This is a genomic window from Nostoc sp. FACHB-152, assembly GCF_014697475.1.
Lineage (GTDB): Bacteria > Cyanobacteriota > Cyanobacteriia > Cyanobacteriales > Nostocaceae > Nostoc_B.
Window position 1 is genome coordinate 1 of the sequence record NZ_JACJRV010000112.1, and the last position, 16,231, is coordinate 16,231.

Below are 16,231 nucleotides of genomic sequence, written 5' to 3' on the forward strand. Positions count from 1 at the left end.
CTCCTGCGTCACAATGGTTTTGATTCTCTAACCAGAGCAATCCGAAATTGCGCCCATGATATTAAATTACTTTTTTCCTTTTTAAAATGAAACAGTCCTGCCTTGCTAAGGGGAGGGTGCCGTCAGGCGGGTGGGGTATCTGTCGCAAACATTATTTGAATTGGTATTAGTTTGTGTAGTCACAAATTATATTTGCTTTTAAAACATCCTCTAAGAACAAAGTCATATAATAGAAGACTTTCAACCCTGTTGCCTATTGCCCAATACGGTTTGGATAAGCATTTTGAACTAAGAATTGGTTTAGGGAAAAAGTGAGCCAGCGCGGTTCCCCCATGAGCGACTGGCGTTAGCGCAGCGTTAGCGAGCTTGCGAGCGTCACCCCAAAGGGGTTAAAGGGTAAGGGTTAAAGGTTTTTTCTTCCCCTTTCCCCCTTACCCTTTCCCCTTTAACCCAACCGTATTGGCCTATTGATGCCTTAGCCAATCACTACGGAGTGAAGGGACAATTATTTTGGGAACAGTTGAGTAGAACTGTAATGCATATTAATTTTCAGTTTGCTAATTTAACCCCACAATATTAAGTCTTGCAAAGGGAAGAGTCCGCCGTGAAATATTTATCTCAGCTATGGTTAGTATCCTTGTTACAGAGGACAGCTAAAGTAGCAGCAGCGTTTGTTGTTAGTGTTGGCTGCCTGGTTCTGATTGGCTGGATTTTGGATATCAGCATTCTCAAGAGTGTGTTGCCAAATTTGGTAACGATGAAGGCAAACACAGCGTTGGGTTTTATTTTGGCTGGAACTTCTCTATTTGCGTCCACTTCGACAAACTCTCAAGGGCGCAGAATTAGTCAGGTCTGTAGTTTGGTTGTTGCTGCGCTCGGTTTAGCCACCCTGAGCGAATATCTATGCGGATGGGATTTGGGGATTGACCAACTACTGTTTGTAGATGACCATCAATATATTGATATTGGCACGTTAACACCGGGTCGAATGTCGCCACTGGCAGCAGTTTGTTTTGTTTTTGTCGGCACTGCTTTATGGCTGAATGGAACTAATAGACGGATAAATTCTAGCCAAACTCGCTGGGTAGAAAGATTAGCCATCTTCACAATTTTAATCGCGGCTCAAGTCGTGATTGCCTATCTTTATCATGTTCAACCGATTATTGCTTTTACCAGCTATACCCAGATGGCCGTGCATACAGCAATTTGTTTTATTGTGCTGGCAAGTGGCATTTTAATGGCTAACCCAGACCAAGGGTTGATGGGGATTATGACAGCAGATAGTGCAGGAGGAATGCTTGCCCGTCGCTTTCTCCCAGCTGCGATCGCAATTCCGTTAATTTTAGGTGGTTTGCGGATTGCAACAGCGCGAATGGGATTGTTGGAACCAGCTTTTGGGACTTCTATCTTAGTTGTATTACATATCCTTGCTTTTACCGGACTCTTGCTTTGGAATAGTAAACAGCTACATAAACTAGATTTGCAAAGGCAGGCAACCGCTAAGGCATTATTTCAAAGCAATGAAGACCTAGAAGCCAGAATTCAAGAGCGAACAGCCCAACTGCAAGCAGCCAATGAACACCTCAACCTAGCCATAGAAGGAGCAGGGATGGCAGCTTGGGATATGGATTTGTCAATGGGAAAAGGGATTTGGTCAGCCCAACATTTTCAATTGCTGGGGTATGAAGTTGTTGACAGTGGGGAAGCAACCATTGAGATGTGGCGTAGCCGCATCTATCCAGCTGATTTAGAGCGAGTCAGCAAAATTGAAGAGCAAGCCGTAGGAGAAAATCAACTTTTAAATTACGAATATCGGATTATTCGCGCCGACAACAGGGAAGTAAGATGGATCAAAAGCATTGGGCGGTTCTTGAAAGATGAAGCCGGACAAGCGGTGCGTTGTAGCGGCATTGTCTTCGATATTACAGACAGCAAACTTGCTCAAGAAGAACGCGATCGCTTTTTTACCCTATCTAACGAAATGATTGCGATCGCGGGACTAGATGGTCACTTACGGCAGCTTAACCCAGCCTGGGAGAGAGTATTGGGTTACACTGTTTCGGAATTGATGGCGCAACCATTTCTCAACTTTGTGCATCCAGACGACATTGAGGCCACCCTGGCGGCCTCTGCACAATTTGAGGCCGGAAATCCCGCAGATACCTTTGAAAACCGCTACCGATGTAAAGATGGCTCATACAAGTGGCTATCTTGGACAGGAGTTATCTCCCCTGAGTATAGATTAAGCTATGCCAGCGCACGAGATGTGACCGCGCGCAAACAAGCTGAAATTGCCCTGCGCGAAAAAGAGCAGCAGTTACAACAACTGAGCGACTCAATGCCGCAATTTGTCTGGATAACTGATGCTAAGGGAGAATTAGAATATATCAATCGTCAGTGGTGTGAGTATTCGGGTTTAACGTTGGAGCAAAGCCGCGATCACGCAATTAAGGCTAAGTGTTATCATCCTGAAGATGTACAAATTGTATTCAAGCAGTGGGCGATCGCGCGACAAACAAAACAGCCTTTAGAAATTGAAGGACGGATAAAGCGCGCTCAAGATGGAGTTTATCGGTGGTTTTTGATTCGCGCTGTACCTGCTTTAGACGAGCAAGGGCAAGTGCTGCGTTGGTATGGTGCTACGACTGATATTCACGAACGCAAATTAGCCGAACTCAACGATAAATTTCTCAACGAACTTGACTTGCGGTTGCGGCAACTGAATAATGCTGATGCAATGCTTTGGGAAGCGGTAAGCAGTATAGGCAAATACTTGAATGTTGAACGCTGTGTGTGGCACGAAGTAAATTTGGCAGAGGATGTATCAATAGTCAAGCAAGACTGGCGGCGACAAGAAGATATTTCCAGTGTCGTTGGTGTTCATACCTTGTCAGAGTCGATTCTGCCAGAACTAATTGAGCTTTACCACGCAGGTCAACCCTCAGTAGTTCCAGACGTAACCACCTATCCCTATACCGCCCCCTTCGCCCAAAATTTTGCCGAGATGGGAATTCGGGCTTTTGTCGCAGTTCCCTGCCTTTATGAAAGGCAATGGGTGGCAGTTCTAGCAATTAATTCCCGAACAGTGCAAGAGTGGCAACCCTATCAAGTCACACTGCTGCAAAACACAGTTAGTCGGCTTTGGTCAATTATCGAGCAAACACGCGCAACACAAGCTTTATGTGAAAGTGAAGAAAGATTTCGCTCGGCTTTGCTTAACGTTCCCTTGCCAATTATGTTACATACCGAAGATGGTGAAGTATTGCAGATTAATCATGTCTGGACAGAAATTACAGGCTATCGCTTAGAAGACATTCCTACACTTGCAGCTTGGACAGCAAAAGGCTACGGCGATCGCCAAAACGAAGTGCAAGCCAAAATTTTTAGCCAATATCCCTTGAGCGATCGCACAGCACTAGGAGAATATACAGTCACTACCTCTACAGGCGCAACTCGCATCTGGGATTTCTATGCTGCGCCACTCCCACCATTACCGGATGGCAGAAAGTTAATCATTGCCACAGCCATTGATGTGACAGAGCGCAAACAGACCGAGCAAGAAATTTTAAACTTAAACCAAGAACTTCAGCAACAGTTGGCAGAATCGCAAACTCTATTAGAAGTGATTCCCATAGGTGTTGGCATCGCTGATGATCCGCAGTGTGAAAAGATTCGGGTGAACTCAGCCTTTGCTCAAATGTTAGCCATTGCACCAACTGTAAATGCGTCTTTAAGCGCGCCCGAAGGCGAGCGTCCCACAAACTTTCAGGTTTATCAAAATCATCGGCTACTTGCACCAGAAGATTTACCTTTACAGCGTGCAGCCGCTCACGGTATTCAAGTTCAAGATTTTGAAGTCGATGTAGTTTGGCATGATGGCACAACCCTAACCTTATTAGAGTACGCTGCGCCTCTATTTGATGAACATGGAAAAACGAGAGGAAGTATTGGCGCGATTTTAAATATCACTGAGCGCAAACAGGCAGAGATAGCATTACAGCAGTCATTAAAAGACCTAGCAGACTTTAAATTTGCGCTTGATGCTTCTTCAATCGTTGCCATTACCGATACCCAAGGCACAATTACTTACGTCAACGATAAATTCTGTGAGCTTTCACAGTATTCCAGAGAAGAACTAATTGGGCAAACTCATCGCATTGTTAACTCCGGCTACCACCCAAAAGAATTTTTTAGGCAGTTGTGGACAACTATTAGCAAGGGGCAGGTATGGCAAGGAGAAATTAGAAATCGCGCCAAAGATGGTTCATTTTACTGGGTTGCCACTACAATCGTCCCATTTTTAGATGCTACTGGTAAACCTTATCAGTACATCGCTGTTCGTTCTGACATCACAAACCGTAAACTAGCAGAAGCCGAGCTTCTGCAACTAAACAGCACCCTAGAACAACGCGTGGAAAAACGTACTGCCCAACTGCAAGAAGCCAATAAAGATTTAGAAGCCTTCTCCTACACAGTAGCTCATGACCTGCGCGCGCCCTTGCGCGGAATTCAAGGGTTTTCTCAAGCTTTGGTTGAGGATTATGGCGACCAACTGGATGAACTTGCCCAAGAGTACATTCATTACATTGTTGAAGGCATTGAGCGGATGAATCAACTAATTAGCGATTTGTTAGCATATAGCCGCCTCAACCGTGAGCAAATTCGGTTAATTCCCATTCAATTAACTCAGGTTGTCGCAGAAGCCCAAGCGCAAGTAGCCGCAGACTTAAATGCATCCCAAGCCCAAATCACCGTTGCACCCGATTTGCCCAGCATCTTGGGACAACGTACAATTGTATTACAAATGGTGGCAAATTTGTTGTCAAATGCCGTGAAGTTTGTTGCTCCTGGCATTCGACCACAAATCCGAGTTTGGTCGCAAACCCAGGATAGCTGGGTGCGTCTGTGGGTAGAAGACAATGGCATTGGGATTCAACCAGAGCATCAACAGAAGATATTTGGCGTTTTTGAGCGTCTGCACGGCCAAGAGGCTTATCCAGGCACAGGAATTGGACTTGCGATCGTCCGTAAGGGTGCAGAACGTCTAGGAGGCAGGGTTGGTGTAGAATCTGCCCCTAATCAAGGCAGTCGATTTTGGATTGAGTTACAACAGCAGAACTAGTAGCAATTTGCAATTCGCAATGACGCGACGCAGGAGCGTCGCTAACGCTTCGCTATCGCAGGCTCGCTAACGCAATTCGCAGTTTTGTTGGGTTTCACTTTGTTCCACCTAACCTACAGCCCCCATTGATTTTCCCCTACACCCTACACCCTTCTTCTTGACATTAACATTAATGTCAAGGTTTAGCGTGAGAGTAGTTGTCACTGATTTCACTCTCATGTTCTACCCTCAGCATTTAACCAAATTCACCAAAGAACACACAGATATCTTTGCTGCTTTAATTTGTGGGCTGTTATTATTTTTTGGCTGGTTCGCTTTGCATCTAGGTTGGTTAGGCTGGGCGATGCTGTTATTAAGCACTGCTTATGTTATTGGTGGTTACGAAAGCGCGCGCGAAGGACTGACTACATTAATTAAAGAGAAAGAACTAGACGTTGACTTATTAATGATTGTCGCGGCTGTTGGTGCGGCTAGTCTGGGTTTATGGCGCAGAGAATATCATCTAATTATTGATGGTGCAATTTTGATTCTCATCTTTGCCACTAGCGGCGCGTTAGAAGGTTACGCGATGCGGCGCACTGAACGCAGTATCCGCAGTTTGATGAGTTTGACACCCGATACAGCTAGGGTTTTGCATCAAGGGCAAGAAAAACTGCTTACCATCAGTCAGTTGAAAATCGGAGATGAAATTATCGTCAAACCCGGAGAGTTAATTCCGACTGATGGCATGATTGTGTCAGGTTACAGCACTATCAATCAAGCGGCAATCACCGGAGAATCTTTACCTGTAGAAAAGACTGTAGGTGAAGAAGTGTTTGCCGGGACACTCAATGGTTATGGCGCATTGAGGTTGCAAGTACACAAACCAGCAAGCAGTAGTTTAATTCAACGCGTGATTCGTTTGGTAGAACAAGCACAAGAGTCAGCCCCACCTTCCCAGGAATTTATCGAAAGATTTGAACGAGGCTATGCCAGGGTAATTGTTATAGCTGGAACACTACTCGCAATTTTGCCGCCGTTTTTGTGGGGTTGGGACTGGGAAACTACAATTTATCGCGCCTTGACTTTTTTGGTGGTTGCTTCTCCTTGTGCGTTGATGGCCGCAATTATGCCCACCCTGCTGTCAGGAATTGCTCATGGTGCAAGAGGGGGAATTTTATTTAAAAATGGGGCGCAGTTAGAAAAGATGGGCAGAGTACGAGCGATCGCCTTCGATAAAACTGGTACTCTCACAACAGGACAAGTGCAAGTATCTCAAATCATCTCTGCTGAAGAATATACACAAGCAGATGTATTAAAAGCAGCCGCAGCCTTAGAAGCATCTTCCGAACATCCCATTGCTAAAGCAATTGTACAGGCAGCTGGTGATTTAGATTGGGTGCGTGGTGTTAATGTTCAAGCTATACCAGGTCAAGGAATTGTCGGGATTGTCAACAACCAAAAAGTCATCTTGGGAAATGCCAGTTTCATACAGCAATATGTTGTCCAGTTACCGCAACCATTACAAGAGTTAACTAATTGTTTGGAACATGAAGGTAAAACTGTCGTTTGGGTTGCCAAAGAAGAGGAAGTGCTAGGTGCGATCGCCATTGCAGACATGATTCGCCCAGAAGCAGCCACCACCATTAGCCGTCTGCGTCAACTGGGAGTAGAACAAATCGTCATGATTAGCGGAGATAATCAACGCACAGCCCAAAGTGTCGCCCAAGCCATTGGCATTGATCAGGTATATGCAGAACTTTTACCAGAAGATAAATTAGAGCTAATTTGCTCCTTGCAGCAACGCTATCAAACAGTTGCAATGGTAGGAGATGGTATAAATGATGCGCCTGCTTTAGCCCAAGCATCAGTAGGCATTGCAATGGGTATTGCCGGTAGCGATGTCGCTTTAGAAACAGCAGACATCGTTTTAATGACAGACAGATTAGAAAAAATTCTCGTAGCGATGGAATTAGGCAGGCGATCGCAAACCATAGTCAAACAAAATATCACCCTAGCCTTGACCTCAATTTTACTGCTGATGCTAGGTAACTTTTTAGGGAATATTAACCTCCCCATCGGTGTCATTGGACATGAAGGCTCTACAGTCTTAGTCACACTCAACGGTTTGCGACTGCTACGGTGAAATTACTAGTACACCACGGCGGAAATAAGCAGACCATTGAAAAGTCCTAAACAGCTTATTCCATAATACTTTTGACTTCCGCTTTGCAGTACTAGTGCCTAAGTTAATGTAGAAATTAAATTTTTACATTAACTAGGCTGATGACTGGAATTGTACTTAAATCTGCTGTATTCTATGTTAATAGCAAACAACTGGTTAGAAACATTATCATTGCTTGGTCATTAAAACTTCTTTAAGAATATTGCAAGGAATGGTACAAAGATGGCTCAAAAACTACTTAAAAGGCTCTGGAAGTTTATCTTAGTAATTGCCTTAATTACTTGCGGCATGATTGTTTCTACTGGAGAGTATGCCTTTGCTCAAACAGCAAACACATCAACAGTTTGTATCCCTTCGCCAAAAAATCCGTGTCTTCCAGATAGACCACCTGTGACTCTACCTGATAAACCTCATCACCAAGCTGTGTCATCAGCATCGCTAACAGTAATTAAACAACTACAAAAAGATGATCCAAATGCAGTGGAGAAGCTAAGACAGGGTGATGCAAGAATATTAAAAAAGCTAGAAAAATTAACTTCTGGCTCAACACTGCATAAAACTACAGCCCTATCTGCAACAACTAAAACTGCAACCACAAAAACAGAATCAAGCCGTAATTAAAAAGATTCTACTTTTTAAAGATAAAAGCCATTACTCAGAAAATATGCAGTAAATTAGTATTTAAGTAGGAAGGCACAAATAAACTTAACTAGATAAGTCTTGGGCAAAATAGCTAAAAACCTCTTCCTTCCTGCCCTCTGGAGACACTTGCGTGGGCGGGTTTCCCGACTTGAGCAAAGTGTCGTCCTCCTGCCTCCTGCCTTCTCCTAATTACAATTATTTATGTCCCTCTACTTACACTGCCTTGGTTAAGCAGCGTGATGGAATTGGGCAAGCGATCGCAAACTAACCGAAATAGCTTTTGCGTTCGCCGAAATAGCTTTTGCGTTCACCGAAATAGCTTTTGCGTTCGCCGAAATAGCTTTTGAGTTCGCCGAAATAGCTTTTGAGTTCGCCGAAATAACTTTTGAGTTCGCCGAAATAGCTTTTGAGTTCGCCGAAATAGCTTTTGAGTTCGCCGAAATAGCTTTTGCGTTCACCGAAATAGCTTTTGCGTTCGCCATAATTACACCAATTTAACGTAATACCAATTTGAGACAAGAATGCGACACATGGATTAGACCCCTCCCCAGCCCTCATGGCGTTGCTGAATCATAGGATGATTGTGTGCAGTTTTCATCCCAAAGAGGTACATTTTTCTAGTCTCTAACCCCTAGTCTCTCGCCTCTATAGACTGTGTAATGTAACTTTACTCATTCTTGATCTGAAATTTTTTAATGCAAAATTCTGGAAACGTCAAGAACTTTATTGTGTCCTTATATGGGCTTTACAGAAAATTGTTACTCAATTCTAATCTGGCTGCCGTAATAACACTTAAGTATTTAGGGGAAGGTAAGGAACAGAAGCAGAAGAATAGACAATTTAGTGGTGTATTATTGAGGTTTGATTTAGCAATAGTGTAAAAATACTTAGTATTTTAGGAGGTAAAGTATGAGGAATATCATTCAAAGTCAGAAGCAAAAATATTGCTGGATGGGACTCATGAGCGCCTTGATGGTAGGTGGAGCGAGTGCTGCTAGTGGAGAGTACGCCGTTGCCCAAACACAAGTCCTATGTAGACCTTCGCCAACCAGACTATGCCTTCCACCTCCTCATAAAATCAAGAAAGATCAGCCTCATCAACCAGCTAAAACCATGCCACCAGAACTGCTAAAGGCATTACTAGAACTTTACCCACAAGCAATCACGGAGCTAAAAAAAGAAGATCCATTTGCAGTGGAGAAGCTAAGACAGGGTGATGCAACAAAATTACAAAAGCTACAACAATTAGCTCCTAGCTCAACACTGCTACTAAATCCATATCTGCAACAACTGAGACTACAACAACAGCAACTGCAACAACAGCCACTGAATCAATCTGTAACTAGCCCGTAGATGCGATAACTACTGTAGCCCTTGTTTCTTCTGTATTTTAAAAGGTGAGACAGATGAATATCATTCAAAGTCAAATGCAAAAATATTGCCTAATGGGACTCATGAATGTCTTGATGGTAGGTGGAGCGATCGCTTCTAGTGGAGGGTACGCTTTTGCCCAATCGCAACTTTTACAAAGATCACTCTGCATACCTTCACCAACAAATTTATGCAATTTTTATAGATATCTTTATAAAGATGGAGGTCATTCACCAGCAATGGAAATAGACTTAATATTAATACTTTACCCACAAGCCATAGAAGAGCTAAAAAGAGAAGATCCATTTGCTGTGCAGAGGTTAAGAGTGGGTGATTTAGCAACAATACAAAGACTGGAACAATTAGCTCCTGGCTCAACACAAGGGCTACAGTCTTCTCTGCCACAAGTTATACCGCAACTACAGCACCTGAATCAATTAAATCCATATCTGCAACAAGTGATACAGCAACCACAGCAACTGAATCAGTCTGTAGTTGGCCCGTAGATGCAATAACTACTGTAGCTCTTGTTTTTTAGGCATTATATGCATCGCAAGAGGTGTAAATACAGAAATAATCCTGTGTAGTATTAGAGATAAAGTATGAGAAATATTATTCAAAGTCAGATGCAAAAAAGTTGCCTAAGGGGACTCATAAATGTCTTGGTGGTAGGTGGAGCGATCGCTTCTAGTCAAGGGTACGCTTTTGCCCAAATGCCAGGAAGACAACTCTGCATATCTTCACCAACAAATCCATGCAATGTTTATACACCTGTTTATAAAGATGGATCTCATTCACCAGCAATGGAAGTAGACCGAATATTAATACTTTACCCACAAGCCATAGCAGCTCTAAAAAAAGAAGATCCATTTGCAGTGCAGAGGCTAAGACTGGGTGATTTAGCAACAATACAAAGACTGGAACAATTAGCTCCTGGCTCAACACTGCGGCTAAGGTCTTCTCTGCCACAAGTAATACAGCAACCATAGCAACTGAATCAATCTGTAATTGCCCCGTAGATGCGATAACTACTGTAACTCTTATTTTTATGTATTATATGCATTGCAATTATTAAGTGTAAATACAGAAATAATCCTGTGTAGCATTAGAGATTATGAGTAATAATATTCAAAGTCAACCGTTTGAGTCTTTTGCTGTGACAGAACTTGTTGTGCAAGAGACAGTATCTTTTTCGCAGTCACTACCTAATGTTGATCCATTGTTACCTATTATTAGGCCAGTACCTGTTGTACCACCAAGAACAGGGCCTATTGTGACAGATCCACCTCATGGCCAAGCTCAAGAAGGCCCGGACAAACTACAAAGCTCAATACAGGGTATCAACAAAGTTAATCTAGCCAATATCGTTGGGTTAAGTGATTTACCTTCAGAGGCAAGCAGGTATAGCGGGGAGACACAAGAGTTATTAAACAGTAACTATTCTTTCTCCCTAACCTTAGGAGTCTATACAAACTCTATCGATACAAATGCAGTGCAGAGTTTAATACAGGACAATACACATATATTACAACAACCAGAACAATTAACTTCTGGTTCAATATTCAATTATTAATCTTTGAATTTAGACACGTATAAAAATATTTAGTATTTTTTGGATGTAAGGCATTGAGGAATATGATTCAAAGTCAGAAGCAAAAGTATTGCCTAAGAGGACTTATGAGTGCCTTGATAGTATGTGGAGCGATCGCTTCTAGTGGAGGTTACGCCTTTGCCGACATACAAATCAAACCACAATGTATACCTTCGCCAACACATCCATGCTTTCTACGGTTAGTGACTGTTGGGACAGATATAGGTCATGACAATGCTATGTATTTCAATTCAGCCAGAATCAACCAAATAAGGGAAATATTCAAAAGTAAGCAAGCAATACAGATTCTAGAAATATATGACCAAGATACAGTAGACAAGCTAATACAGGGTGATGCCCCAACATTACAAAAGTTAGAACAATTATCTTCTAGCACAAAACTGCAAGTACAGCTTTATCTGCAACAATTAGATCAAACTGTAATTGATCAGTAGAGGCAATAACTGCTAAAAACCTTGTTTTTTCCGTAATGTTTGCAACGCAAATAGTATAAGTATTTATTTAAAGCAAGTAAAACTCTAAATTAGAGTAAGTTATAATATGATTCACAACTGGAAAAGCTATTGTTGGCGACTGGGGCTAGCCATCTATTTAGCTATTGGTGGAATAATTATTTGTTCGTTGGAAAGCAGGGTTTTTGCTCAAAGTATCATTACTCCTGATAATACTCTAGGAAATGAAAGTTCTGGCCTTGAACCATATGATGATGTCAATGACTTTATCACAGGCGGTGCAGTACGAGGCTCCAATGTATTTCATAGTTTTCGAGAATTCAATGTAGGTGAAGGGCGAGGAGCTTTTTTCTTAACTAACACTAATAATATTCAAAATATTATTGCCAGGGTGACAGGAAGCAATATTTCTAAAATTCTAGGCACTCTAGGAGCTTTTCAATTAAATAACGGCGGACTTGAGTTTTCTAATGCCAATTTATTTCTCATCAATCCCAACGGAATTATCATAGGGCCTAACGCTTACATAACTGTAGGTGGTTCATTTTTTGGTAGTACAGCTAGTGGCATAAAATTTGCTGACGGTACTACATTTAGTGCAACTGACAAGCAAACAGGGCCGTTGCTAACAGTCAGTACACCAATTGGTCTGCAATTTGGCAGCAATTCAGGAAGCATTTTATTGCAGAACTCATTGATTGCAGTGTCACCAGAAAAAACTTTAGCTTTGGTAGGCGGCAATGTCACTATAGATGGAGGATTAGTATTTCCTCCACCTAATGATGATGTCAAACTATCTTTACAAGCTGAGGGTGGTCAAATTGCTATTGGTGGAATCTCAGAACCAGGAACTGTGGGATTGAATCTTGAAAGCAATAACCAACCATTAACTTTTCCGAATGGAGTAGCGTTAGCAGATATATCATTTATAAATGGTGCAGTGATTAATGCTAATGGTAATGGTGGTGGCAATATTCAACTACAAGGCAAAAATATCAACCTTACAGGTGGGTCATTACTCTCAGCAGACACAATAGGAGATGAGGATGGTAGAGGCATATCGATTACCGCAGAGCAATTAACTGTTAAAGATGGTTCACAAATCCGAGCTTCTACTCGCAGTAGCGGTGCTGGCGGAAATTTAACAGTAAATGTTTCCGATACTGTGCAAGTATCTGGAACTGATGCAGCTGGTAATCCTAGTGCTTTGTTCGCCGAAACTTTTGCTCAAGGTGATGCTGGTAACTTGAGTATTACTACGAAGAAGTTAATTGTTGAGGATGGAGGAAACATTGCTGCTGCTGCTCGTGTGGGTAGCCAAGGTAACGGGGGAACCCTGATTATTAAGTCCTCAGATTTTGTGAGATTGAGCGGCACTTCTCTTGTGAATAGAACTTTGCCCAGTGGCTTGTTTGCTGAAACCCAAGGTTCTGGAAATGGCGGTGCTTTGACTATTAATACTCGGCAGTTGTTGGTCAATAATGGCGCACAGGTGACAGCTGGTACTTTAGCAGGAAGCAGTGGTAATGGAGGAACCTTAACAGTAAATGCTACTGATTCTATAGAACTCAGTAGTACAGGTGTAAATGGTCAACCCCCCAGTGGGTTGTTTGCTCGCTCTCGTGGTAGTGGCGATGCAGGTTCCTTAAATATTTTCACCTCAAAGTTAACGGTGCGAGATAATGCCAGAGTTACCGTAGAAAATTTAGGCTCAGGAGATGCAGGTAATCTGACCATCCAAGCTCGTGATGTGCGTTTAGACAAAAATGCAATAATCACAGCTGAAACTACATCCGGTCGAGGTGGCAATATCTCGCTGGAAGACTTAGATTTCTTGCTGTTGCAAGATAATAGCCAAATAACTACCAATGCAGACACATCAAAGGTAGGTGCAGATGTGGCGGGTGGCAATATTGATATTGACTCAAAAGTGATTGTGGCTACTCTTAGAGAAAATAGCGATATTACCGCTACCGCTTTTAAAGGTCGGGGTGGAAATATCAATATCACTACTGACGGTTTATTTGGGATTGCACCATTTAGTGGACTCAACCCACGAAACAACATAACCAACGATATTACTGCGGCTTCGGAATTAGGAATCAACGGTACAATTCAAATCAACACACCCGATGAGTCAAATCGTGGCATAGTTGAATTACCCGCAGAAGTTGTTGATGCTTCCAACGCGATCGCTCAAGGCTGTTCTGGTAATATTGCCAAAACCCGCAGTGAAATTATAGTCACCGGACGGGGTGGTTTACCTCCCAGCCCTAATGAACCACTCACTAGCGATATTGTCTGGTCAGATACTCGTCTCAATGCGATCGCTAGACTTGCCCATAACTCCAAGACTACAACAACGAAGCTTAAAATATCACCTGATATTGTTAAGATTGCCCCTGCTAGTGGCTGGGTATTTAATCAGCAAGGCGAAGTTACATTAATTGCCAATGCAGCAAATGTCACACCCTACATCGCAAGTAATCATAGTTCCTGCCTTAAAAACCATACAGGAATTTAAGTGTTTATACTGCCTTAGTTAATACCAAATAAATGCTAGAAACATGGATTAGTAACCAACTAAATCCATTAGATAGCAGTTAAAGCATAGTTTAGGGCATAAGCTGATCTTAAAACCCAGTCATCGAGAGATTTTCCAGCCTGTTGCCTGTTACCTATTGCTTGTTACCTGCTATATCTTACTAGCTTTGCTTTGTTGAAGCATGAAACTCTAGTTTTGACACTACTAATTACAGTGTTAAAACTAGAATAATATCTATGTAGGGATAAGTATGATTGAACGAAAATCTACGGGAATTAAATATTTTGCAGTATTGATTAGTTTATTGCGCGATCGCCAGGGATTTTTAGAAGAAGTACGTCAAGGAATTAGATTACCAAGTAAGATAATTTCCTTGCTAGTTTGTAGTTCTATATTTATTGCCATTTATGGAGGCATTATTGGTGCATCTCACAGTTGGATGCAAGCTATTTCTTCTGCCGTAAAATTACCAGCACTGTACTTAATTACATTACTAATTTGCCTACCTACGCTGTTCTTTTCTAATGTTATTTTTGGCTCTAAGCGAACTTTTGGACAGCATTTCGCCTTGGTACTAACCGCCGTTGCTGTCACCAGCGTTCTTTTATTTAGTTTTGCACCCATTACACTTTTTTTCTTACTTACTACTAATAACTACCAATTTTTAATTCTCTTAAATGTATTTATCTTTGCCATCACAGGATTTATTGGTATTTCGGCTTTATATCAAGCCATGAATTCAGTTTTAGAGCAAGATAATGAAGGCAGTAAAACCCGCAAGAAAATTTTACAGTTTTGGCTGTTTCTTTATGCTTTTGTTGGGAGCCAGCTAGGTTGGACTCTTAGACCTTTTTTCGGTTTGCCTGATTCTGCTTTTCAATTATTTCGTGAAAGAGAAGGTAATTTTTATTTAAGTGTAATTCAAGCAATTAGCTACCTTTTGGGTATCCGTTAAGTACTGACTCAGCATAGACATTAGTATAATTTTATGCTAATTTTTCGGTAAGTGTTTGACTAGAAAGCTAATGCTACTAACTAAAATAATTGATGCCTACGATCATGGAGCAGTAGACTATGAGCAAATTATGTTGCGTTACTGGGATATTGACCGCAAACCACTAATTGCTTCCTTACAGCTTAAGCCAGGGCAAATTGTGCTTGATGCTGCCGTAGGAACAGGTCTTAATCTTCCAGCTTACCCTGAAGGAGTAAGTGTAGTAGGCGTTGATTTATCACAGAAAATGCTAGATGAAGCGCGTAAAAAGCTGATAGCCGCAGACATCACTTTCAAAGTAATGGATCTTCAAAACCTGGCATTTTCTGATAATAGCTTTGATGCTGCTGCATCGGGCTTTACTCTTTGTGTTGTAGCTGATCCTGTCCGCGCTCTTGAAGAGATTTTACGCGTTACTAGACCTGGCGCATTGATTGCCATTCTTGATTATTGCAAATCGCGTGACCCAGAAATTTATAAGTGGCAAGAGTTAATAACTGATGCAGCTTTAGACTTAGGCTTCCCAACTGGCAAGATTAAGTGGAATGCATTGATGGATTATGACGAATTAATATACCACAGTAACCTGCCAATTGAGGTGCTAACAGATGATCGCACAGAAAGCCCGAACCCATTTTTATGTGGGTGTCAATTATTGCTGAAAAACGTTAAAGGATAAAACAGGCAATAGGGTTGAGGCAATAGGCAATAGTGGAATGGCACTAAGAAAAGCTGAAAAGTCGTCTGGGCTATCTTGTTGGGGGTAGGGTGTGGGGTGTAGGGAAAAATCAAGAAAATTAAATACAAGTACGAACACAAACAAATCTCTGACTCACTACACCCAACACCCCACACCCGCTCATCCTTATAGATAAGGGGTTTGCCGTTAACTTAGTGCCATTCGGCAATAGTGAAAGGGAACAGATAAAACAGCATAACTATTGTTTTTTCCATTCCCTACCCCCTATTGCCTACCTTGCTCAAGTCCCTCGCGTACTCGTCTACCATATTCCGCGATTGTCTGCCATATCTGTTTCAATACTCAGCTTGATCTACCAAGGATTTCACTACCTTTCTTTTGAAAAATAATTTCTAGAAAATTTCTAAACCTCCACCTGAAGCATTACTTAGCTAGATGTAATACTTTGGGAAACTTCTATCTCAAGAAGGTATTCAATCAATCTGTAATTAAACGTGAGTTCGATGAACCTCTCCCCAACCCCTCTGTCTTGAAAAGTTTTGCGCCGGGAAACCCGGACGCGCAACGCCAGTTGCTTTATGCCGGGGAACCCGTCCAACGCACTGGCTCAACTTTTCGCTCCGACGCGG

At 42.1% G+C, this 16,231-nt stretch carries 12 protein-coding genes; 11 read left to right on the forward strand and 1 reads right to left on the reverse strand.

What is annotated here, in order from left to right:
- Window positions 1-604 precede the first annotated feature (604 nt).
- The 3 genes from H6G76_RS33475 to H6G76_RS33485 all read left to right on the forward strand — a co-directional run bounded on the left by H6G76_RS33475 (window position 605) and on the right by H6G76_RS33485 (window position 7,907).
- Window positions 605-5,122, forward strand: coding sequence for a PAS domain S-box protein (locus H6G76_RS33475; RefSeq protein WP_190710449.1), 4,518 nt, complete (start codon window positions 605-607; stop codon window positions 5,120-5,122).
- 217 nt (window positions 5,123-5,339) lie between these two features.
- Complete coding sequence (locus tag H6G76_RS33480; protein ID WP_190710451.1) at window positions 5,340-7,247, forward strand: heavy metal translocating P-type ATPase; 1,908 nt, start codon at window positions 5,340-5,342, stop codon at window positions 7,245-7,247.
- Between the two features lie 261 nt (window positions 7,248-7,508).
- Window positions 7,509-7,907 (forward strand): hypothetical protein, encoded by a 399-nt coding sequence (locus H6G76_RS33485; protein ID WP_190710453.1) that lies wholly within the window; start codon window positions 7,509-7,511, stop codon window positions 7,905-7,907.
- A gap of 248 nt (window positions 7,908-8,155) precedes the next feature.
- On the opposite strand, the gene H6G76_RS33490 is transcribed toward H6G76_RS33485, so the two are convergent.
- Entirely contained in the window at window positions 8,156-8,410 is a 255-nt protein-coding gene (locus tag H6G76_RS33490; protein WP_190710455.1) for a hypothetical protein, read from the reverse strand.
- 427 nt (window positions 8,411-8,837) lie between these two features.
- On the opposite strand from H6G76_RS33490, the gene H6G76_RS33495 reads away from it, so the two are divergent.
- The 8 genes from H6G76_RS33495 (at window position 8,838) to H6G76_RS33530 (ending at window position 15,581) form a co-directional block, all read left to right on the forward strand.
- On the forward strand, window positions 8,838-9,281 hold the full coding sequence (locus H6G76_RS33495) for a hypothetical protein (RefSeq protein WP_190710458.1): 444 nt from the start codon (window positions 8,838-8,840) through the stop codon (window positions 9,279-9,281).
- Between the two features lie 53 nt (window positions 9,282-9,334).
- Window positions 9,335-9,805 carry a hypothetical protein gene (locus H6G76_RS33500; protein WP_190710460.1) on the forward strand — a complete coding sequence of 157 codons (471 nt, stop codon included), beginning with the start codon at window positions 9,335-9,337 and terminating at the stop codon, window positions 9,803-9,805.
- A 96-nt stretch (window positions 9,806-9,901) separates the two neighbouring features.
- Window positions 9,902-10,288, forward strand: a complete 387-nt coding sequence (locus tag H6G76_RS33505; RefSeq protein WP_190710462.1) for a hypothetical protein — start codon at window positions 9,902-9,904, stop codon at window positions 10,286-10,288.
- A gap of 125 nt (window positions 10,289-10,413) precedes the next feature.
- Window positions 10,414-10,872 (forward strand): hypothetical protein, encoded by a 459-nt coding sequence (locus H6G76_RS33510; RefSeq protein WP_190710464.1) that lies wholly within the window; start codon window positions 10,414-10,416, stop codon window positions 10,870-10,872.
- 104 nt (window positions 10,873-10,976) lie between these two features.
- A complete protein-coding gene (locus H6G76_RS33515; RefSeq protein WP_190710466.1) occupies window positions 10,977-11,345 on the forward strand; it encodes a hypothetical protein in 369 nt (122 codons plus the stop codon).
- A gap of 106 nt (window positions 11,346-11,451) precedes the next feature.
- Window positions 11,452-13,887, forward strand: a complete 2,436-nt coding sequence (locus H6G76_RS33520; protein ID WP_190710467.1) for a filamentous hemagglutinin N-terminal domain-containing protein — start codon at window positions 11,452-11,454, stop codon at window positions 13,885-13,887.
- Window positions 13,888-14,158: 271 nt separating this feature from the next.
- Window positions 14,159-14,863 carry an actin-binding WH2 domain-containing protein gene (locus H6G76_RS33525; protein ID WP_190710469.1) on the forward strand — a complete coding sequence of 235 codons (705 nt, stop codon included), beginning with the start codon at window positions 14,159-14,161 and terminating at the stop codon, window positions 14,861-14,863.
- A gap of 70 nt (window positions 14,864-14,933) precedes the next feature.
- Window positions 14,934-15,581, forward strand: coding sequence for a class I SAM-dependent methyltransferase (locus H6G76_RS33530; RefSeq protein WP_190710471.1), 648 nt, complete (start codon window positions 14,934-14,936; stop codon window positions 15,579-15,581).
- Window positions 15,582-16,231 lie beyond the last annotated feature (650 nt).